Here is a 19,645-nt window from a genome sequence, read left to right on the forward strand (position 1 = left end):
ATGACGAGGTCGGCAGCCTTCGGGCACGGCTTGCGGAAAGCGGTCGGCCTACTCGGGTGCCCGCTCGATCCGGCGCACGTTCTCCCGGCCGCATGCCTGGCAGACGATCCACTCACACAGCCAGCCGTTGTCGACGAAGGACTCGCTGGCGAGGTTGCTGTCCTCCCACCCGCAGAAGACGCAGTCCGCGAACTCACCGGTCAGGCGCCGGAAGGGGTGCAGGATGGGCCGGCCACCGAGGTCGGGCCGCCCCAGCCATCCGCAGCCGGGGCACCTACGCCATTCGTTGGGCTTTCTGCGCCACCCGTAGTCGCTGATCTTCTGCACCAGTGCTTCTCCGCAGCGCGGGCAAGCACTCGGCAGCCCGTCACCCGCCCGACCGGCATCCTCGACACCCACGACGCCCAGCCTCCCCCCCCGTGATCCGCCGCCGACGGCAGCCTAATGCGGCCACCGCAGCAGGCGGAAGACACCAGGTCGGCGCGGCTTATCGCCACGAAGGGATGCGTAGGCGGTCGCCGTGACGGTTGCGCTGCCTACAGGCATCGGTGTGAGAAGGCCGCGGTCGGCCCGTCGGCCAAGCGGACCACCACAGCGGACCCGCGAGGCTCAGGGTAGGTGAACTCAGCAGCGATGCCGCGCTCTCGCAGCCAGGACGCCAGGTGGGCCTTGAGGAGGAGATGGTCGGCCCTTTCCTTACCGCGCTCCTTGCGGCCGCACAGCTTGCCGTCCCCGCAAGCACCAGCTGCCGCAGCTGCTGGGTAGCGGGAGACGTCGGCGAATTCGGGCGGCAGTGCGGGCGTGCCGCCGTAGTCGCCGCCTCTTGTTCCTCGCCGGCTTCAACAACCGCGAGCTACCAAGAGGCCCTTCCTTCATGCGCGCACGGCGGCCAGCTCACCCGATCCAGGACCATGTTCGATCAAGAACGACCACACGACCGGAAGGACAACGTCTTGTGAAATGCTCAGGCAGTCCAGGGCGTTGCTGCTCGACCCTGCCCTCGGGCGCGCCCGGGCTCCGTCGCTTTACGCGCTCCCGCGAGCCGCCGTGACCAGCCCCGGTCGGGACATCTGCGGCCACACCAGCAACACGTCGCTCACACTGCCCTGTTGACGCGTGCCAATGATCACCATAGGCTGCCTCGCCGTCGGCTCCGGCGCGCACCCGGAATCCAGATTCCGTCCGTCTGCGCGCGGCTGCCCCTCGTCGACCCGTCGACGGCGGGTCAGGGGTCGCTGCCCGACAGCACCACCTGCACCGCCCCGTACTGACAACTCCGGGAGGAGCAAGTGAGAAGACGTCGCGCGGCCGCCTGGGCCGCCTCAGCCATCATCACCACCTTCGCGTTGACCGGCACGATCGCCGGATCCGCCGCCGCAACGCCCGGCGCGACATCCGGGTCTGCCACCGCAGCACAGGCCCGGTCGGAGGTGGTGGCCACCGCGACCGACCCCGTCACGCACGAGGAGAACGACCGCGTCCCGGAGGGCTCGCTCTGGACGCAGCACTACTTCCCTTCCTCGGACGGCAGCGGGGTCGAGCTGCACGCCGACGTGCTGCGCCCGGCAGACCTGCCGGCGGATGCGAAGACGCCGGTGATCCTGTCGGTGGGCCCGTACTTCTCCCACGCGGGGGAGACTTCTCCCGCGGGGTGGGACCGGGTCGGGCCATCGGCGCGTTTTCAGGATTTCATCAACGGCGCGCGGCTCATGGAGCGTGGATACACCTTCGTGATGGTGGACCTGCGCGGCTTCGGCGGCAGCACCGGGTGCCTGGACTTTCTCGGCCCGGGGGAGCAGGCTGACATCAAGGCGGCCGTCGAGTGGGCAGCGAGCCAGCCGTGGTCGACTGGCAAGGTCGGCATGTACGGCAAGTCGTACGACGCCAACACCGGGCTGGCGGCCAATACTCTCAAGCTCAAGCCTCTGCGGGCGATCGTTTCCCAAGAACCGACGTGGAACAGGTACAACTACCTGTACAGCAACGGGGTGCCGCGTTCCAACGTGTCCAGCACCCCGCGGAGTTACTACTCGATCGCGACGATGGCGCCGCTGGCCGATGACGGCGACCACTACAAGGCGAACGCGGGGTACGAGAAGAACCACCCCGAGTGCGAGAGTGACAACCTCACCAACACCCAGAACCCCGACCCGAAGTCGCCGTTCTGGCGTGCCCGCGACTTTGCCTCCCGCGCCGCCGGATCCCAGACGCCGCTGTTCGTCACGTCGGGCTTCATCGAGGACAACACCAAGCCGGAGGAGATGCAGAAGTACCTGGCCAACCATCAGGGTCCGCAACGCGGTTGGATCGGCCAGTGGGAACACGTGCGCGGTAACGAGACCAATGCCAGGGGCCAGCTCAAGATGGGACGGGCGGGCTGGTTCGACGAGGTGATGCGGTTCTACGACCAGTACCTCCGCGGCGTCGAACCGTCGGTGACCGACCCGGCGTTCTCCCTCGAGGACAGCCTCGGCCACTGGCGCGCCGAGCCGACCTGGCCGGTGTCCAACGACTCGTACAAGGTGCGGCTGGCTCCCGGGGAGTACGTCGACGACGGGGGCAAGGCGCAGAAGGCCGCCCTGTCGATGACGGCGCCGGAGCCTCAGGGCCGGGACATCGAGTACGCGCCGGAGGTCGGCTCGCTGACGACTGACCAGACGAGTGCGATCAGTGCCGACGCACCCGCCAACAGTTACTGGACCTGGTCCACGCCCGCCGCTGAGCAGGTGCGGATCACGGGCAGCCCGGAGATCACGCTGAAGACCAGAGGTCAGGGCAACGTCTGGGCACGGCTGTGGGACGTCGCTCCGGACGGCAAGGCGACGATGTTCAACGAGAACGTCGCACTGCTGGAAAGCAGCGGATCAACCTCCTTCGCCCTGAAGGCGACGGACTGGACCTTCGAGCAAGGGCACCAACTGGGGGTCCAGATCGGAACCATCACCTCAAACGGCTGGCGGAGCGTTCCCTCGGGTGAGATGATCACGGTTTCCGACGCGCGGCTCGCCCTCGAGGTGCAGGACCCGCGGTTCGACTTGCCGACCCAGGGTGACCGCTCGCCGTACCTGGACACGTACGTGAGGGCGAACACCACCACGCTGAACAACGTCGGCACCCCCACCTTCCCGCTGAGCATCTCAAAGAACGGATGACCTAGCGGCTGCCCGGCACCCGCATGTGCGGGTGCCGGGCAGCGTGGCGTATCGCGTGGCGACGGTGATCAAGGTTCAGGCTGAAGGACTCATGACTGGAGTCCGGATGCCGAGAATGAACTCGATCATGGAGAGGTGGGTGCAGACCTGTCGGCGCGAGCTGCTGGACCGCACCTTGATCTGGAACCAGCGGCACCTGCTCCATGCCCTGTGTGAGTTCGAGAAGTTCTACAACTCCCACCGGCCCCATCAGGGCATAGCGAACGCCCGCCCGCTGAACCCCTTTCCGACGCCGATCGCCGATCCGGACGAGACAGCCCGCCTCGACATACGACGATCCGATCGCCTCGGCGGAATTCCCCACGCGTACGAGCATGCTGCATGACCTGCCCAGACGGGGTCATCGGCAAGGGCAGGGTCATCTCACTTCTCCTTGCCGCCCTGTTCGCGGACCGGCTGTGGGGCCGGAAGGGCTGGTCCGCGGCCAGAGCACAGTCGCGCATTCCCGCCCGAACAGATCTGCCGTCAACCGGTCGGTCCTGTCGCTCGCACCAGAACTGACAGCTGTCTGACTCATGTCCCCCGGGCATCCTGGACGCGGCGGGCCTGTGGGACACCCGTTCGGAGCATCGGTGAACCGGTGAAATTCGAGGTGTCACCGCCAGTCGTACGGGCCGTCCATGGTGGCAGGCGCCACCATCGAGTCAACCTGGCAGGACGGAGTACCGATGGCGCAGGACTTGCAGGAAGCCGCGTCGGCCGAGCCGGCCGACAGGCGCATCAATGCCGGTGTGAGGCTCATGGGCTGGCTGACGACCACGGACCACAAGGTCATCGGCAATCTCTACATGGTCACCGCGTTCGGGTTCTTCCTGCTGGCCGGAGTGATGGCCATGCTCATGCGAGCGGAGCTGGCCCGGCCAGGACTTCAGATCGTCAGCACAGAACAGTACAACCAGCTGTTCACGATCCACGGAACCGTCATGATGCTGCTGTTCGCCACGCCGATGTTCGGCGGCTTCGCGAACGCCATCATGCCTCTGCAGATCGGTGCGCCCGACGTCGCCTTCCCCCGCCTGAACGCGCTCACCTACTGGCTCTTCCTCTTCGGCGGAATCATCGTGGTGTCCGGATTCGTGGTGCCCGGCGGCGCGGCACACTTCGGCTGGTTCGCCTACGCTCCGCTGAACAGTGCCGTCTTCTCGCCCGGTGCCGGCGGAGACCTCTGGGCCATGGGCCTGGTGCTGTCGGGAATCAGTACGACCCTGGCATCGGTCAATTTCATCACTACGATCGTCTGTCTGCGCGCCCCCGGCATGACCATGTTCCGGATGCCGATCTTCACCTGGAACGTTCTGTTCACCTCGATCCTCGCGCTGCTCGCGTTTCCGGTGCTCGCTGCCACGCTGCTCGTCCTCGAAGCCGACCGGAAGTTCGGGGCGCATGTCTTCGACTCCGCCAACGGTGGGGCGCTGCTGTGGCAGCACCTGTTCTGGTTCTTCGGCCATCCCGAGGTCTACATTGTCGCGTTGCCCTTCTTCGGTGTGGTGAGCGAGATCATTCCCGCGTTCAGCCGGAAACCGATGTTCGGGTATTTCGGAATGGTGATGGCCACGGTCAGCATCACCATGCTCTCGGCGGTTGTCTGGGCCCATCACATGTTCGCAACGGGAGCCGTTCTCCTGCCCTTTTTCTCCGCCATGTCGTTCCTCATCGCCGTGCCCACCGGAGTCAAGTTCTTCAACTGGATCGGCACCATGTGGCACGGCAGTATCACGTTCGAGACACCCATGCTCTGGGCGATCGGCTTCCTCGTGACATTTCTCCTCGGCGGCCTCAGCGGAGTGCTGATCGCCTCACCCCCGCTGGACTTCCATCTCACCGATTCATACTTCATCGTCGCCCACCTCCATTACGTACTCTTCGGAACAGTGGTCTTCGCGATGTTCGGCGGCTTCTACTTCTGGTGGCCCAAGTTGACCGGACGCATGCTGGATGAACGGATCGGACGTATCCATTTCTGGACCTTGTTCCTCGGCTTTCAACTGACCTTCCTAGTCCAGCACTGGCTGGGAGAGGCCGGAATGCCCCGCCGTTACGCCGACTATCTCTCGGCGGACGGCTTCACCTTGCTCAATACGATCTCGTCCGTCGGCTCCTTTCTGCTGGGCCTGTCGACCCTGCCGTTCCTGTACAACGTGTGGCACACCAGCCGTTACGCACCGAAGGTCGAAGTGGACGACCCGTGGGGGTTCGGCCGTTCCCTGGAGTGGGCTACATCCTGTCCACCCCCGAGGCACAATTTCCGGGCTTTGCCCCGCGTACGTTCCGACTCACCGGCCTTCGACCTGCACCACTCCATCGGGCCGGAGAAAGAGAAGCCGGGCCTCGGCCGAGGCGGGTCCCACTCCACATCGAGCGCTGAAGAGGAGTCGGGCCAATGAAGACCGAGGCCATTCTCTTCGCCGGAGTCGCGGGGTTCTTCCTCGTGACCGATGTTCTCTACGCCGTGTGGTCCCATGATCCGACAGGCACGGCAGCTCTCACCGTCTCGTTCCTCATGGCGTTGCTGGTCACGTTCTTCTTCGCCACCAACTACCGGAGGAAGGGACTGCGCCCCGAGGACCGCGGGGACGGGCACGTCCATGAGCGGTCCGGCCCGGTGGGCTTCTTTCCTCCGCACAGCATCTGGCCGTCACTGACAGCCGCGGGGATGGCCCTGCTCGCCCTCGGTGTGGTGTTCGGTCTGTGGCTTTTCCTGATCGGGCTGGGCGTGGTCCTGGCCGGGGTGTTCGGAATGGTCTTCCAGTACGTGCGTGCGCAGGCCTGAGGACGATTCTCAATCCTCAGGCTCGCGAACCAGCTCCGGCGGCGCCATCCGGTCCGCGATCCGGGACCGTTGCTCGTCCGTTGCGGGCAGTTCCACGAAGTCCCCGTAGTACCAGCCGCTCAGTACGGTCCGAAGCTGTCGCCGACGCGAGACCGGGCCCTCCGCGGGGAGCTCCAGGGGAGCCGGAACGTCACGCATCAGGATGCGGTAGCGGGCTGTCGGGCTCAGACCACGGTGGCTCTCCGAGAGGTCACCGCTCACCGACTGGGTCACCTGGCCGGTCTCCTCGCCCTCGGTCAGCCGGCGGCGGTCCCGCATCTGAAGGGCGAGGCAAAGGCGTTTGGTCAGCGCGAAGGCCAGGAGCGGGGCGGCGACCAGTGCGATCCTGAGGATCCAGGTCATGGTCTCGATCGAAACCCTGAACGAGAAGGCGACGACGTCGTTGCCGCCGGCGACCAGGAGAACGGCGTAGAAGACGACGGCCGCCACGCCGAGCCCGGTACGGGTCGGCCGGTTGCGCGGCCGGTCACACAGATGGTGTTCCCCGCGGTCGCCCGTCACCCACTTCTCGAAGAAGGGATAGAGGAACAGCACGGTGAAGACCACGCCTGGCAGCACGATCGTCGGAATGAACACATTCCACATGATGGTGTGGCCCGCGATGTCGGTCTCCCATGGCGGCATCAGCCGGAGCGCGCCCTCCAGGAATCCGACATACCAGTCCGGCTGCGCGTTACCGGATACCTGGTTGGCGCGGTAGGGGCCATAGTTCCATACGGGGTTGATCTGGGCGAGCGCACCCAGCAAGGTCAGTACGCCGAACACCATGAAGAAGAAACCTGTGGTCTTCGCGGTGAAGTGAGGGAACGCCGGTGAGCCGACGGCGTTCCTATTGGTCTTCCCCTGACCCGCCCAGTGGGTGTGTTTGAGATAGACCACCAGGATGAGATGAGCGGTGATCAGCGCCACGATCAGACCGGGCACGAGCAGGACATGCACGGGGTACAGACGAGGGATCACGGCATCGCCCGGGAACTGTCCTCCGAAGGCGAACAGCTCCAGGTACGTTCCGACGACAGGGATCGACCCCACAATGGTGGCCGCCGTCCTCAGGCCCGTACCGGACAGCAGGTCGTCGGGCAGCGAGTAACCCGCGAACCCTTCGAGCAGCGCGAGTACGAACAGTGTCACGCCCACGATCCAGTTGGCCTCCCGCGGCTTACGGAAGGCACCGGTGAAAAAGATCCGCAGCATGTGGACGGCGATCGCGGCGACGAAGACCAGGGCCGCCCAGTGGTGGATCTGACGCATCAGCAGGCCTCCGCGCACGGCGAAGCTGATGTCGATGGTGGTGGTGTAGGCCTGCGTCATCCTCTCGCCCTGAAGGGGCACATAGGAACCGGTGTAGACACTCTCGGTCATGCTCGGGTTGAAGAACAGGGTGAGGTACACGCCGGTGAGGAGCAGGACCACAAAGGAGTAAAGAGCGATCTCGCCGAGGAGAAAAGACCAGTGGTCGGGAAAGGCCTTGCGCAGCAACGGCCTGGCCAGCTCGCTGACGGGTAGGCGCCCATCCACCGCGCCGTATCCACTGACCGCCGCCGGCCCGGCCTGGGCCTTCAGCTGCGGCTTACGTCTCCGCAGGGGCATGCACCACTCTCCCGTCGATCTTCCTGCCAGCCTGCGCCCCTCATAGTGCCGGTTCGCCCTTTATGAGTAATGCATTACTCGAAGGGGCGACGCAGAATCGCGGTATCGGCACCTGATCGGCCGACCTGGCTCCGACGTGCCGGTCAGGGCCGTGCCGGCACGTCGGAATCGGCAGCGGGTTCTTCGTGGCGACCGAGTGGCCCGGAGAGCGCATGAAGGACGCCGTTCAAAGCTGTCACCGCATGCCATGCCGGGACACGGCGGCGCCCCCGTGCGTAGCTCGCACGGGGGCGCCGTGAAGAGGGCCGGAATCAATGCGACCAGTGCGCGTGCCCCTTCGCCACGAGGAACTTGACGGGCAGTCGGTGACCCTTCAGGTGGATCGTGTGGTGCTGCCGGCCGCCGTGGCGGATCTTGGTGGACTTCCCGTGCTGGTTGAACTTCCCGTGCTGGTTGAACTTCCCGTGCTGGTTGAACTTCCCGTGCTGGTTGAACTTCCCGTGCTGGTTGAACTTCTCGTGCTTGCAGTGATGCTTCGGGCCGCCGTGCGGGGAGGCGGCGCTCGCGACGGTCGCCGATCCCGCGAGCACCGAGATCGCGGCGACCGCGGTGACGACAGCGCGCTTGATGGTGAGATTCATTGTTCGTTCGTCCCTTCCGTGCCGGGCGTTCCGGCGCGGAATCACGATGTCCCGGGACCTCGTTCAGAGCGGTCTTGCCAGGAACAGCGGCGCGCCGCCCCGTCGGTACTGCATCCGGGCGCCCAGCATGAGGATCCTCTGAGAAGAGTTCGTCCGAAGGGGACCATAAGTCGGAATAGCGGGTGAATTTCTCTCATCTCCCTTTCATCCAGGGAGTTCTGGCGTACTCGGGAGTGCCGGTCAACTTCACTCCGACGGGTCAATCGCGGCCGGTCCTGGAGACGCGCGCGGCGTCATCGGAGACCGACCGGTTGCTTCCCCGCTACAAGCAGGCCGTGCGCCAGGCACGCGTCGAGCAGCTCGCGTTGGCGGTAGCTGCCGGGGATCGTGTCGCCGGATCGTCCTCACCGAGATGACCAGCCGGCGTGGTGAGCCCTTCGGAGACCCCTTTCGGCCATGTGCCCCCTCGGTGGACAACCAGACTTCCGGCTCATCGGGGCGCCGGCCAGGTCGAGGTGCCCGGATATCCGCGTCCCGGCGAGTCTCAGGCACGCGACGGCGCCCGGCTACGACATGGGCGGTGTCATTCACTGCCACCCGTGACCACCGGACAGGGGTCCCGGGCCGGCTCGGCGCCGGGCCGGGACCCCTTGGGACTGTCGTCGGTCACATGTGGGTGCCGCCGTCGATGCGGAGTTCGGTGCCGGTGATGAAGGCACCGTCGTCCGAGGCCAGCATCGCCACGACGCCCGCGACGGACTCCGGACCGGCGAAGCCCGTCGCCGGATCGGCGAAGCCCTCCCCCGTCAGCGCCGGCCGCAGTTTGCCGAACAGCTCCCAGTCGGTGTCCTCGGGCAGGCCGGGCCCGCTGTTCCGGCCGCCGGCACCGGAGCCGTCGGTCATGCCGCTGGAGATGCTTCCGGGCGCCACGCACAACGCCCGCAGCCCCTGCTTGGCGTACTCCAGTGCGATGGCGTGGGTGAAGGACTGGATGCCGCCCTTGCTCGCCGCGTACGCGGCCATGTAGGGGTGGGCGAAGGACGCCGAGGTGGAGCTGAAGTTGACGACCACGCCCCGGCCGTTGGCCAGCAGCGCGGGCAGCGCCTCGCGGGTCACCAGGAAGGTGCCGGTGAGGTTCACCGCGACGATCCGGTTCCAGAACTCCAGCGTCATCTGCTCGGTGTGCGCGGACCGCAGGATGCCCGCCGCGTTGACCAGCACGTCCAGGCCGCCCAGGTCGGCGAGCGCGCCGCCGACGCCCTCCCGTACGGAGGACTCGTCCGCGATGTCCATGACCCGGGTGCGCAACCGGTCCGCGTGGCCGGCGGCCAGGGCGGCCGTCTCCTTGAGCCCGGGCTCGGAGACATCGGCGGCAACGACGGCCGCGCCCTCCCGCAGGAGCCGCAGGACGGTCGCCCGGCCGATGCCCGATCCGCCACCGGTGATCAGGACTCGCCGTCCCTCGAAGCGCTGCATGGGTCCACTTCCTCTCTTGGTCTGCTGTATGCCACAGGGTCAGGTGCGCGCGATGTGGTCGGCCGCGAGCCAGCTGAACGTCATGGCGGGGCCGATGGTCGCGCCGGGACCCGGGTACGTCCCGCCCATGACCGCGGCGGAGACGTTGCCGGAGGCGTACAGGCCCTCGATCACCGTCCCGTCCTCCCGCAGCACCCGGGCCGTGGCGTCGGTGACCAGACCGCCCTTGGTGCCGATGTCGCCGGGGTGCACCGGGACGGCGTAGAACGGACCCTTCTCCAGCGGCGCCAGATTGGGATTGGGCAGCGTCGGGTCGCCGTAGTAGCGGTCGTAGACGCTGTCGCCGCGATGGAAGTCCTCGTCGCGGCCGGCGCGGGCGAAGCCGTTGAATCGGTCCACGGTGGCGCGCAGCCGCTCCGGAGCAGCACCGATCTGCCCGGCCAGCTCCTCGACGGTCCCGGCCCTTTTGGCGAAGCCGTTCTCCAGCCACGGCTTGGGGAACGCCTGGCCCGGGAAGAGCCCCATGATGAAGTAGCGGGACTTGGAGACGGCGTCGAGGACCAGCCAGGACGGGACGGTGGTCGCCTCCGGCCGGTCGTTGGCGTACATCGCGTCGACGAACTGGTGGTAAGGGGCGGCCTCGTTGGCGTAGCGCTCGCCCGCCGAGTCGACGATCACCATCCCGGGGATGCCGCGGTCGGCGACGAGGAAGAACGGCTTGCCTCCGGGAGGCACCGCGGACGGCGCGCCCCACACCCGGTCCATCAGGTCGACCGCGGCGCCGACGGCCATGCCCGCCTCCAGGGCGTCGCCGGTCTGGCCCTCGGGAGCGGCACTCCACTCGGCAGAGGTCGGTGCCGGCAGGTACTTCTCGCGCAGTTGCTGGTTCTGCGAGAAGCCGCCGGAGGCGAGGACCACACCGCCGGTCGCCCGGACCGCGAGCTCCCGGCCGTCTCGGGTGACCCGGATGCCGGCGATCCGGCCGTTCTCCTCCACCAGTCGGGTCAGGGGGGCGGACAGCCACAGCTCGCCTCCGAGGGTCCCCAGCGAGTGCCGCATCCGGGCGATCAGCGCCTCGCCGAGGGAGAGCAGCTTCTGGCCGGAGAGCAGGGCCCTGACCGCGCGGGCGCCGACCCTGGCCGAGGTCCGCCTGCCGGCCCAGGTGCGCCCGGCCATGTTCAGGTGGCGGAAGTCCTTGGAGGTGATGGTGAGCCCGTAGGTGGGCAGCCCGGCCCGTCGCATGGTGGCACGCTGCTCGGGCGGGAGCTTCGTGAAGTCGAAGATCCGCGGTTCGACGGAGCGGCCCTGCGGGTAGCCGCCGAGCTCCTCCGGGAAGTAGTCGGAGTAGCCGGGGGTGTAGACGAACTTGACGGCCGTCCGGTCGTGGAACTCCCGTACCATCCGCGGCCCGTGCTCGAGGTAGGCGTCCTTGCGGGCGGCGGGGACCCGGTCGCCGACGGTGGCGTCCAGGTAGGCGCGGGCCTTCTCGGGGGTGTCCCCGAGCCCGGCGGCGTCCAGGTGAAAGTTGTTCGGCACCCAGATCGCGCCGCCGGACAGGGCGGTCGTACCGCCGTAGACCTCGGTCTTCTCGACCACGAGGGCGGTCAGTCCGCGCAGCCGGGCGGTGATGGCCGCGGCCATCCCGGCGGCGCCGGAGCCGACCACCACGACGTCGTAGGTGTGGTCCCACTCAGTGCTCATGCGGGTGTGCGGTCCTCTCTGGTTCGGCGGGGGTTCAGCGGGCCGGGGGAGATTCGGGCGTCGGTGAGGACCGGTGCGTCGTCGCGGTCCGCGGCCGTGGCCGCCAGCCGGTAGCCGTCGCTGGTCTCCCACACACGCAGCCGCAGAGTCTCACCGGGGAAGAACACCCCGGCGAAGCGCGTACGGCACTCCGCGATGCGGGCGGCGTCCCCGTCCAGTAGGCGGTCGGTGACGGCCTTGACCGCCATCCCGAAGGAGCACAGCCCGTGCAGGATGGGCCGGTCGTAGCCCGCGCGGCGGGCGGTGGCGGGGTCGGCGTGCAGCGGGTTCCAGTCCCCGGCGAGCCGGTAGAGCAGCGCCTGCTGACGGAGCGTCGGAATCTCGAGCACCAGGTCGGGCTCCCGGTCCGGCGCGCGGAGGCGCTCGGAGGGACCGCGGTCCCCGCCGAAGCCGCCTTCCCCGCGTACGAAGATGTGGTTGCGCTGGGTGATCAGCGGCTCGCCGTCCTCGCCGAGGAGGGTGGACTCCTGCACGATGACGGCGGCCTTGCCCTTGTCGTACACCGCAGGCACCCGGGTGACCGTGGTCCCCCGCGCGGCGGCGGGCAGCGGACGATGACCTCCTGGCCACCGTGCAGCACCGCGGCCAGGTCGATGTCCACTCCCGGCAGGTCGAAGACCTGGAACCCCGCTCCCCCGCTGCCGCCGGCCACCACGCCGAAGGTGGGCAGCACGTGCAGGCCCCGCTCGTGCCCTTCGTAGACGTAGCGCAGTTCAGCGGGGTCGGCCTCCGGGACGCCCGCGCCCAGCGCCAGGTGGTACAGCCGCACCTCGCGGTCGTCCCAGACCGCTGCGGCGCGCACGGGCGAGGCGGAGGTCACCTTCTCGACGTCGATCGGCATGGGGGTATGGGTTCCTTTGCGGTCGGTGCGGGGCTGTGCTCAGCTCGAAAACGTGCCGGCGGCGTAGCGGCTCCGGAAGTACAGCAGCGGCCGCCCGTTCTCCTGGGCTGCCAGGTCGACGGCCTCGCCGGTGACGATGTAGTGGTCGCCGGCCTCGTGGACTGCCGCCAGACGGCAGTCCACGGTGGCCAGGGCGCCATCGATCACCACGGTGCCGTGCGCCGAGGTGCGCCAGGGAACAGCAGTGAACTTCTGCCCGCCGCGGGCGCCGAGTGCCGTGCAGACCTGCTTCTGGTCCTCGGCGAGGATGTTGACGCAGAAGCGGCCGGCCCGTTCGATCCTCGGCCAGCTGGTGGACGTCTTGCCGACGGCCAGCATGACCAGCGGCGGGTCGAGGGAGAGAGAGGCGAAGGACTGACAGGCGAACCCGACGGGCTCGGTGCCGTCGAGTGCCGCCACCACCGTGATGCCGCTGGCGAAGCGGCCGAGGACGTCCCGGAAGACGGCTGCGTCCACCCGACCGCCGGTCAGCCGTTCCACCGGTGGCCCCAGAAGCTGTCGGCGGTGATCTCCTTGGCGACCCAGGTGGCGGGGTCGACGAGCAGGCCGTCCCAGCCGTACTCGACCTGGAATCCGCCGGGGGCCTGGGCGTAGAAGGAGACCATGCGGTCGTTGGTGTGGCGGCCGAGGCTGGAGGCGATGGGAATGCCGGCGGCGTTCATGCGGTCCAGTCCGCGGCCCACGTCGTCTAGGGTCTCCAGTTCCACCATGAAGTGCACGATGCCGGGGGGCAGCGCGCCGGGGTACAGGCCCAGGCTGTGGTGGCGGCGGTTGGGGCTCAGGAAGTGCATCCAGTGGAAGTCCCGCTGCTCCGTGGCCGTCGGGACGGCCTGTGGCGGCAGCTTCATCGAATCGCGCAGCTGGAGGCCCAGTAGGTTCTCGTAGAAGTCCAGTGCGGCCTCGATGTCGGGCACCGGCAGCACCACATGGCCGAGGCCCAGGTCGCCGGTGACGAAGCGGTTGCCGTACGGGGTGCCGAGCGCAGTGTGGTCCTGCGCCTGGCCCCAGTAGATCTCCAGCGGGTTGCCGCCGGGGTCCGTCACGTGGATCAGGCCCTGGACGCGGCGCTCGGCGAGTTCGGCGGCGTCGGCCGCCTTGACGGCGAAGCCGGCGGTCTCCAGCTCCTGGGTGGCCGTGGCGAGGGCGGCGGCGTTCGCCACCTCCCAGCCGGCCGCCAGCAACCGGTCGCTCCCGCCCTTCTGGATGGCGATGCGGTACGAACGGTCGTCCATGCGCAGGTAGAGGGTGTCCTCGGTGGTGCCGGAGGCCTCCACCATGCCGAGGACGTCGAGAGTGTAGGCGCGCCACTCCTCCAACTTGGTGGTCTCCAGGCGGAGGTAGCCGAGAGCGCGAATGTCCATGGTTGAGCACCTCTCCGTCAGGGGCGGTAGTGGTTGGGTCGGTGAGCCGGTCAGTGGGAGAAGAAGTCGATGGCGAGGCGGTTGAACTCGTCGGCCTGTTCGGTCTGGGCCCAGTGGCCGCAGTGCGGGAAGACGTGAAGGCGGGCGTCCGGGATGTTCCTGAGGGCGACCAGCGCACCGTCGAGCGGGTTGACGCGGTCCTCGCGGCCCCAGGTGAGCAGCACCGGATGGGGGATCCGGTGGGCTTCGCGCCAGAGCATCCAGTCCTCGGCCCAGGCGGGGTTGGCGAAGGCGGCTGCCATCCGGGCGCTGCCCAGCCTGTTGTCGGGGTCGGTAGCCGACGCCCAGCGTTCCTCGACCAGTTCGTCGGTGACGATCGACTGGTCGTACGCCATGACGCTGATGAAGGCGCGCAGCTGCTCCTTCGTCGGCTCCGGTGCGGCGTTGAACTCGAAGAGCCGCTTGATGCCCTCGGTCGGATCCGGGGCGAAGAGGTTGACCGACACCCCGCCGGGGCCCATCAGCAACAGCTTGGCGGCCTTGTCCGGGTGGTTCAGGGCCATCCGTACGGCGGTCCCGCCGCCGAGCGAGTTGCCGATGAAGTGCGCCTGCGTGATGCCCAGTTCGTCCATCAGCGCGGCGACGGCGTCAGCGCTGTAGCTGAAGTAGTCCTTGTCGAGCTCCGGCTTGTCCGAGCGGCCGAAGCAGGGCTGGTCGACGAGCAGCGTACGGAAGGTCCGTGCGAACACCGGCAGGTTGCGGCCGAAGTTGCTCCAGCCGGAGGCGCCGGGGCCGCCGCCGTGCAGCATGATGACGACCGGGGCTCCCGGGGCCGCCGGTCCGGCCTCGTGGTAGTGGAGGGTGAGGCCGGCGGCCTTGGCGGTGCGGGAGCTCGACTCGTAGCTGATGTCTGTCACGTGATCTCCCATCAGAACATCGTGTCCTGGAAGACGAGGCCGAGGGCTGCTTGGCCGAAGAGGAGCAGGGCGCGCTCGGGGTCGTTGGCGGCGTGACCGCGGCCGGTGTGCGCGTCGCGCCAGGCGCGCTGGACGGGGTTGGGACCGGTGCGCATGGCGTTGCCGCCGGCGTTCTCCATCAGCAGGTCGAGTGCCGCGACCGCACGCTCGGTGGCAATCACCTGGTCGCGGCGGGTGCGGGTGCGCAGCTCCGTGGGGAGCTCCTCGCCGCGCTCGGCGAGGGCGTACATCGCGCCGATGTTGCGGGTCAGTTGCAGCCAGGCTGCGTCGATGTCGCTGGCCGCACGGGCGATGCGCACCTGCGCGAAGGGGTCCTCGGCGACCTTCTGTCCGTAGGAGACGCGGAACCGCTGCTTGGTGGCCTCGACGTAGGAGTCGTAGGCGCCCTCGGCGATGCCGACGATCGGGGTGGAGATGGTGGTGGTGAAAACGCCGGCGTACGGGAGCCGGTACAGCGGCTCGTGGTTGAGTTCATGGCCGGGCGTCTTCAGGGCGGTGACCGGACCGAAGCTCAGGGCACGGTGGTCGGGGACGAAGACGTCCTCCACCACGACGTCGTTGCTGCCGGTGCCGCGCAGGCCGACGGTGTCCCATACGTCGTCGATGCGGTACTCGGTACGGGGGATCAGGAAGGTCCGCATGTCCACCGGGTTGCCCTCGGCGTCCGGGACGAGGCAGCCGAGCAGGGCCCACTGGGCGTGGTCGCAGCCGGAGGAGAAATGCCAGCGGCCGGAGAGCCGGAAGCCGCCGTCGGCCGGGGTGGCCGTGCCGGTGGGGGCGTACGAGGAGGCGATGCGGGTCTTGGGGTCCTGGCCCCACACCTCCTGCTGGGCCCGCGGGTCGTACAGGGCCACGTGCCAGGGGTGGACGCCGACCACCGAGGCGACCCAGCCCGTGGAGCCGCACGCCTTGGCGATCTCCTTGACCGCCGAGTAGAAGACCAGCGGGTCGGCCGCGCGGCCGCCGAAGGCCTTGGGCTGCAGCAGTTGGAAGAAGCCGGTGTCCTCCAGCTCCTTGATGGAGGTGTCGGGCACGCGGCGCAGCGTCTCGGCCTCGGCCGCGCGCTCGCGCAGCGTCGGGGCAAGGGCACGGATCGCTGCCAGCACATCTTCGGCCATGGAGCATCCCCTCTCGGGTCGTGGTGGCGGAAGTGGCAGGACCATACGCTTTCGCTGTTCCGACACGACATGCGCTGCTCCCACTGAGCGGGAAGGTGCGGCGGCCGCACGCGAGAGAACGGGACGGAGCGACCGGCCTTCGTTCTGTCTCGTCGCGTCAGTGGATCGACCGCTCCTCGGGCTGACCACTCGGTGAACGGTGCTTTTCGCCCCACGAGTCCGTTTTCCCGGTCACCGGGAGCTTCGGCGTGTGCCGCGTGGCATGGCCGCCTACGCTCCTGCCCTCTTTCCACGAGGCGAGGGGACGACGACTTGAAGCCCCTGGTGGAGACCGCCGAACGGCTCGGTGTCAAAGCCCACTACGGCATGCGGATCGAGCGGTTGGTGGTCGAGCGGGACGGCAGGGTGTGCGGCGTGGTCGCGCGCAGCTACGGAGGGCGGGTCACCGTACGGGCCCGGCGCGGTGTGGTGCTCGCCACCGGCGGCTTCACCTGATTTCTCGCAGGATGCCCCGGCCTTCAGGCCTGGGAGGAATGGGTCCTTGGAGCGGAGCCGTCAAGCGGCGGAGTTCTCTGCGTACCTGCCGTGACCTGTACTTTCGGCTGTTGTCAGTGGTCGGGGCTAGGTTGGAGGGGTGAAGATTGTGGTGCAGGTGAAGCTGCTGCCGTCGCCCGAGGTGGCGAGGGTTTTGGCTGTGACCCTGCCTGCGTGCAACCGGGCGGCCGATGCCGTATCGGTGGTGGCTTACGAGACGGGCACCACGTCCCGCAACGAGTTGCAGAAGCTGGTCTACGCTCGTGTGAAGGCCGAGTTCGGGCTCGCTGCCCAACCGGCCGTCCGCACGGTGAAGAAGGTTGTTGACGCCTACGCGACGTTGCGTGCGAACATCCGGGCCGGGAACCTCGGCCCCGAGGGATCGAAGCGGCGCAGGCGTGCGGGGTCGAAGCCGATTGTCTTCCGTCCCGGTGCGGCTCAGCCGTATGACGACCGGATCTTGTCGTGGCAGCACGACGTGCAGACCGTCAGCATCTGGACGGTGGGCGGGCGGATCAAGGGCATCCGGTACACCGGGCACCCCGGCCAGTTGGCGATGCTGGCGAAGTACCGGCGAGGCGAGTCGGATCTCGTCCACCGTGACGGTATGTGGTTCCTGATCTCCACGTGCGAGGTCCCCGAAGCGCCGCTCAACACCGACCCGTTGGACTGGATCGGCGTGGACCGGGGCATTGCCAACCTCGCCACTACGTCCGACGGGGACAACTACCAGGGCCGCCGTCTTGGCCGTTACCGGCGCTGGCGCGCCCGCAAACGCGCCGAACTCCAGGCGAAGCAGACCCGCTCCGCCACCCGGCGCGCCAAGCGGCGGGTCAAGCGCGAGTCCCGGCACGCCGCGCACATCAACCACAGGATCAGCAAGGAGATCGTGGCCGTCGCGCAACGCACCGGACGCGGGATCGCCCTCGAAGAACTGAGCGGCATCCGTGACCGGGTACGGCCTTCCCGCGACCAGCGGGCCACGCTCTCCTCCTGGCCGTTCCACCAGCTCGAAGAACACCTCCGGTACAAGGCCCAGCGGGCCGGAGTACCGGTGATCGCGGTGGACGCCCGCTACACCTCGCAGATGTGCCCGCGTTGCGGACACACAGCGAGACACAACCGTCCCACCCGGGACGCCTTCTCCTGTCGTCGGTGCGGGCTCGCTGGCCCCGCCGATCACGTCGCCGGGGTCAACGTGCGCAACCGCGCACGCTCGGCGTGGGTTCTCGTCAACGGACCCGTACCACAAAGGGCTTGACCTCCCTGGCTGGTAGATGCGACCCGTAACCGCCCTGTCGTAGGGGGCAGTCGGGAGCGCGACAAGGTGTAGACGACTGAGCCAACAAGCTCGGTCGTTTACGGCCGAGAAGTTGACCTACAACGAGGAGATGCTGGCGGCGCACCCCCCACTGTTGCTGGACCGTCCGGGCTCGGCGGTCGAGGAGCACGACGGCATCGCGGTGAAGCTGGCGCAGGCGCTGGGCGCGGGGGTCGCGTACATGGACGCCTGCGAGGTCGCCCTCCACATGGATCCGCAGTACCTGATCCGCGGGATCATGGACAACGCCCGCGGCCAGCGGTTCATCAACGAGGACACCTACCCCGGACGGATCGGTCAGGCCGCCCTCTTCCAGAGCAGGACAACCGGACGTTCCTCGTTCTCGACGAGGAGGGTTTCGAGGAGGCCCGCCGGGTCTCCGCCGCGCCGGACGTCCTCCAGCTGCGGCCGGCATGGGTGTGCGAGACGGCGGCCGAACTAGAAGACTGCTGAAAATCTTGTTGAGGGGCTGTTCGGCCGTAGGCCGGGCGGCCCCTTCTTCGTCATGGGGTGGCCGGGGCGAGGTGCCAGGTGGTGTTGGTGCGGGTGAGTCCGAGGTTGATCAGTCGGCGGAGGTTGAGGGCGGCGGCGCGGTGGTGGAGTGCGATGTTGTTGGCGATGACGCCTCGGTAGCGGACTCTGCGGTTGCCGTGGGCGACGAGCCAGGCGATGGCGCGTTCGACCGGGGGCCGCCATCGGCGGTATTCGTCCTGCCAGGCGGTGTCGGTGGCGGCCTGGACGCGGGCTGCGGTCAGCAGTTCGTGCTGAGGGTGGACGTTGATAACCCGTCCGGTCTTGGAGGTTGTGCAGCGTTCCCGCAGTGGGCAGCCGGTGCACAGCCGTTTGAACTGGGCGGTGCGGCCCCCGTCGGCCTTGGTGCAGCCCAGGTTCGCGGTCTGTCCGGCCGGGCAGGTCACGGTGGCGGCGTCGGTGTCGACGTGGAAGTCGTCGATGGTGAAGCCTCCTGGGACGGCCTGCCGCAACGGCGGCGGCTTGACCACCAGGACGTGGCCCTGGGCGGTCAGTTGTTCACGCAGGTCGCCGGTGCCGTAGGCGGAATCGCCGAGCACGGTCAGCGTCTCGCCCTCGCTGTGGTCTTTGTCGGCCAGCAGGTCCAGCGCGACGGCGGCCTCGTGGTTGTCCGGCCCGTAGCCGCTGGTTAACGCGACGGCAGTGAACAGTCCGGCCTCTGGCTCGAAGGACACGTGTCCTTTGAAGCCCTCCTGGTGGCGGGTTCGGTTCTTGTGGATGTGCCGGGCATCGGGGTCGACGGTGGACACCGTCCGGTCGGGCACGGTGCGCCTGGCGATACGCCAGCGTCCGTCGCGGCCGTCGGAGTCCTCGGCCGGCTCCACGTCCTGGCCTGCGACGAGAGCGAGAAGGCCCACCGCGTTCGCGGCCCGCTCGCCCAGCTCACGCTCGGGCAGACGGCCGAGCATGTTGAGCGCGTCGGTCACCAGGGCGTCGACCAGCGCCTCGCGGGCGGCTTCGTCATTCCAGGCGATCCTGGGTTTGCCGGGGTCGGTGTAGTCGTGAGCAGTACACCACCGGCCGGCGACCTCGCCGGCGCCGGGGACCTCACGGATCACGCGGCGGATCGCGGCCACGATCTGGGTGACGGTGTCCTGAGTGGCCACCGCATCGTCCAGGACGGTGGAGTCCAGCGCCCGGCGCTGCTTTCCTCTGAGGACACCGGTGGCAGTCACCACCTCTTTGACCTTGGTGAAAATCCGCGTCGGGTCGGCCGAGCGGGCGAGCCGGCGCCGGAAATAGGTCAGCAGCGAGGGATCGAAGGCGGTGTCGTACAGGCCCAGCCCGCAGGCGGCCTTCCAGCGCAGGTCACATCAATGCCGGTGAGTTAGCGCGTCGGTGCAGGTCAGGCACTTGATGGTGCGGGGTTTGGGTGGGAATATCCCCTGGTGA

The 19,645-nt window shown here is 68.2% G+C and carries 16 protein-coding genes and 2 pseudogenes; 7 read left to right on the forward strand and 11 right to left on the reverse strand.

What is annotated here, in order from left to right:
* Nucleotides 1–48: 48 nt before the first annotated feature.
* The gene (locus OG972_RS43325; protein ID WP_266991897.1) at nucleotides 49–327 is read right to left on the reverse strand and encodes a hypothetical protein; all 279 of its coding nucleotides are present in this window, start codon (nucleotides 325–327) and stop codon (nucleotides 49–51) included.
* Between the two features lie 962 nt (nucleotides 328–1,289).
* On the opposite strand from OG972_RS43325, the gene OG972_RS43330 reads away from it, so the two are divergent.
* From OG972_RS43330 to OG972_RS43345, 4 genes are all read left to right on the forward strand, one after another.
* Nucleotides 1,290–3,152: a CocE/NonD family hydrolase gene (locus OG972_RS43330; protein WP_266991899.1), complete on the forward strand. Its 1,863-nt coding sequence runs from the start codon at nucleotides 1,290–1,292 to the stop codon at nucleotides 3,150–3,152.
* Nucleotides 3,153–3,243: 91 nt separating this feature from the next.
* Entirely contained in the window at nucleotides 3,244–3,537 is a 294-nt protein-coding gene (locus OG972_RS43335; RefSeq protein ID WP_266992980.1) for an integrase core domain-containing protein, read from the forward strand.
* A gap of 343 nt (nucleotides 3,538–3,880) precedes the next feature.
* Nucleotides 3,881–5,596, forward strand: coding sequence for a cytochrome c oxidase subunit I (gene ctaD, locus OG972_RS43340; protein ID WP_266991901.1), 1,716 nt, complete (start codon nucleotides 3,881–3,883; stop codon nucleotides 5,594–5,596).
* A complete protein-coding gene (locus OG972_RS43345) occupies nucleotides 5,593–5,982 on the forward strand; it encodes a cytochrome c oxidase subunit 4 (protein ID WP_266991903.1) in 390 nt (129 codons plus the stop codon). The genes ctaD and OG972_RS43345 overlap by 4 nt, the downstream gene beginning before the upstream one ends.
* 9 nt (nucleotides 5,983–5,991) lie before the next feature.
* Here the strand turns inward: OG972_RS43345 and OG972_RS43350 are convergent, their stop codons facing one another.
* From OG972_RS43350 to hsaA, 9 genes and pseudogenes are all read right to left on the reverse strand, one after another.
* Entirely contained in the window at nucleotides 5,992–7,632 is a 1,641-nt protein-coding gene (locus OG972_RS43350; RefSeq protein WP_266991905.1) for a cytochrome bc complex cytochrome b subunit, read from the reverse strand.
* A 311-nt stretch (nucleotides 7,633–7,943) separates the two neighbouring features.
* Nucleotides 7,944–8,273, reverse strand: coding sequence for a hypothetical protein (locus OG972_RS43355; protein WP_266991907.1), 330 nt, complete (start codon nucleotides 8,271–8,273; stop codon nucleotides 7,944–7,946).
* Nucleotides 8,274–8,939: 666 nt separating this feature from the next.
* Nucleotides 8,940–9,749: an SDR family NAD(P)-dependent oxidoreductase gene (locus OG972_RS43360; protein ID WP_266991909.1), complete on the reverse strand. Its 810-nt coding sequence runs from the start codon at nucleotides 9,747–9,749 to the stop codon at nucleotides 8,940–8,942.
* A 39-nt stretch (nucleotides 9,750–9,788) separates the two neighbouring features.
* Nucleotides 9,789–11,450 carry an FAD-dependent oxidoreductase gene (locus OG972_RS43365; protein WP_266991911.1) on the reverse strand — a complete coding sequence of 554 codons (1,662 nt, stop codon included), beginning with the start codon at nucleotides 11,448–11,450 and terminating at the stop codon, nucleotides 9,789–9,791.
* Nucleotides 11,447–12,351, reverse strand: a pseudogene (locus tag OG972_RS43370) (MaoC/PaaZ C-terminal domain-containing protein). Before OG972_RS43370 ends, OG972_RS43365 begins: the two are co-directional and overlap by 4 nt.
* Before the next feature lie 39 nt (nucleotides 12,352–12,390).
* Nucleotides 12,391–12,891 (reverse strand): flavin reductase family protein, encoded by a 501-nt coding sequence (locus OG972_RS43375; protein ID WP_266991913.1) that lies wholly within the window; start codon nucleotides 12,889–12,891, stop codon nucleotides 12,391–12,393.
* Nucleotides 12,879–13,772, reverse strand: a complete 894-nt coding sequence (locus OG972_RS43380) for a VOC family protein (protein WP_266991915.1) — start codon at nucleotides 13,770–13,772, stop codon at nucleotides 12,879–12,881. The genes OG972_RS43375 and OG972_RS43380 overlap by 13 nt, the downstream gene beginning before the upstream one ends.
* A gap of 50 nt (nucleotides 13,773–13,822) precedes the next feature.
* Nucleotides 13,823–14,701, reverse strand: a complete 879-nt coding sequence (hsaD, locus tag OG972_RS43385) for a 4,5:9,10-diseco-3-hydroxy-5,9,17-trioxoandrosta-1(10),2-diene-4-oate hydrolase (RefSeq protein ID WP_266991917.1) — start codon at nucleotides 14,699–14,701, stop codon at nucleotides 13,823–13,825.
* Nucleotides 14,701–15,867 carry a 3-hydroxy-9,10-secoandrosta-1,3,5(10)-triene-9,17-dione monooxygenase oxygenase subunit gene (hsaA, locus tag OG972_RS43390; RefSeq protein ID WP_266991919.1) on the reverse strand — a complete coding sequence of 389 codons (1,167 nt, stop codon included), beginning with the start codon at nucleotides 15,865–15,867 and terminating at the stop codon, nucleotides 14,701–14,703. Before hsaA ends, hsaD begins: the two co-directional genes overlap by 1 nt.
* Before the next feature lie 192 nt (nucleotides 15,868–16,059).
* Here hsaA and OG972_RS43395 point away from each other — a divergent pair, with 192 nt between their 5' ends.
* The 3 genes from OG972_RS43395 (at nucleotide 16,060) to OG972_RS43405 (ending at nucleotide 18,164) form a co-directional block, all read left to right on the forward strand.
* Nucleotides 16,060–16,362 carry an FAD-binding protein gene (locus OG972_RS43395; protein WP_266991921.1) on the forward strand — a complete coding sequence of 101 codons (303 nt, stop codon included), beginning with the start codon at nucleotides 16,060–16,062 and terminating at the stop codon, nucleotides 16,360–16,362.
* Nucleotides 16,363–16,501: 139 nt separating this feature from the next.
* The gene (locus tag OG972_RS43400; protein WP_266991922.1) at nucleotides 16,502–17,662 is read left to right on the forward strand and encodes a transposase; all 1,161 of its coding nucleotides are present in this window, start codon (nucleotides 16,502–16,504) and stop codon (nucleotides 17,660–17,662) included.
* 112 nt (nucleotides 17,663–17,774) lie between these two features.
* A complete protein-coding gene (locus tag OG972_RS43405) occupies nucleotides 17,775–18,164 on the forward strand; it encodes a hypothetical protein (protein ID WP_266991924.1) in 390 nt (129 codons plus the stop codon).
* A gap of 61 nt (nucleotides 18,165–18,225) precedes the next feature.
* On the opposite strand, the pseudogene OG972_RS43410 reads toward OG972_RS43405, so the two are convergent.
* A pseudogene (locus tag OG972_RS43410) lies at nucleotides 18,226–19,563 on the reverse strand (IS1182 family transposase); the annotation flags it as partial.
* Nucleotides 19,564–19,645: the final 82 nt, after the last annotated feature.

It is taken from the genome of Streptomyces sp. NBC_01669 (genome assembly GCF_026339735.1).
Classification (GTDB): Bacteria; Actinomycetota; Actinomycetes; order Streptomycetales; family Streptomycetaceae; genus Streptomyces; species Streptomyces yanii.

Bases quoted from the DNA above. Each gene is read 5' to 3' on its own strand.
- OG972_RS43335 (WP_266992980.1), top strand. From the start codon at position 3,244: ATGACTGGAGTCCGGATGCCGAGAATGAACTCGATCATGGAGAGGTGG.
- ctaD (WP_266991901.1), top strand. From the start codon at position 3,881: ATGGCGCAGGACTTGCAGGAAGCCGCGTCGGCCGAGCCGGCCGACAGG.
- OG972_RS43345 (WP_266991903.1), top strand. From the start codon at position 5,593: ATGAAGACCGAGGCCATTCTCTTCGCCGGAGTCGCGGGGTTCTTCCTC.
- OG972_RS43350 (WP_266991905.1), bottom strand. From the start codon at position 7,632: ATGCCCCTGCGGAGACGTAAGCCGCAGCTGAAGGCCCAGGCCGGGCCG.
- OG972_RS43355 (WP_266991907.1), bottom strand. From the start codon at position 8,273: ATGAATCTCACCATCAAGCGCGCTGTCGTCACCGCGGTCGCCGCGATC.
- OG972_RS43360 (WP_266991909.1), bottom strand. From the start codon at position 9,749: ATGCAGCGCTTCGAGGGACGGCGAGTCCTGATCACCGGTGGCGGATCG.
- OG972_RS43365 (WP_266991911.1), bottom strand. From the start codon at position 11,450: ATGAGCACTGAGTGGGACCACACCTACGACGTCGTGGTGGTCGGCTCC.
- OG972_RS43380 (WP_266991915.1), bottom strand. From the start codon at position 13,772: ATGGACATTCGCGCTCTCGGCTACCTCCGCCTGGAGACCACCAAGTTG.
- hsaD (WP_266991917.1), bottom strand. From the start codon at position 14,701: ATGGGAGATCACGTGACAGACATCAGCTACGAGTCGAGCTCCCGCACC.
- hsaA (WP_266991919.1), bottom strand. From the start codon at position 15,867: ATGGCCGAAGATGTGCTGGCAGCGATCCGTGCCCTTGCCCCGACGCTG.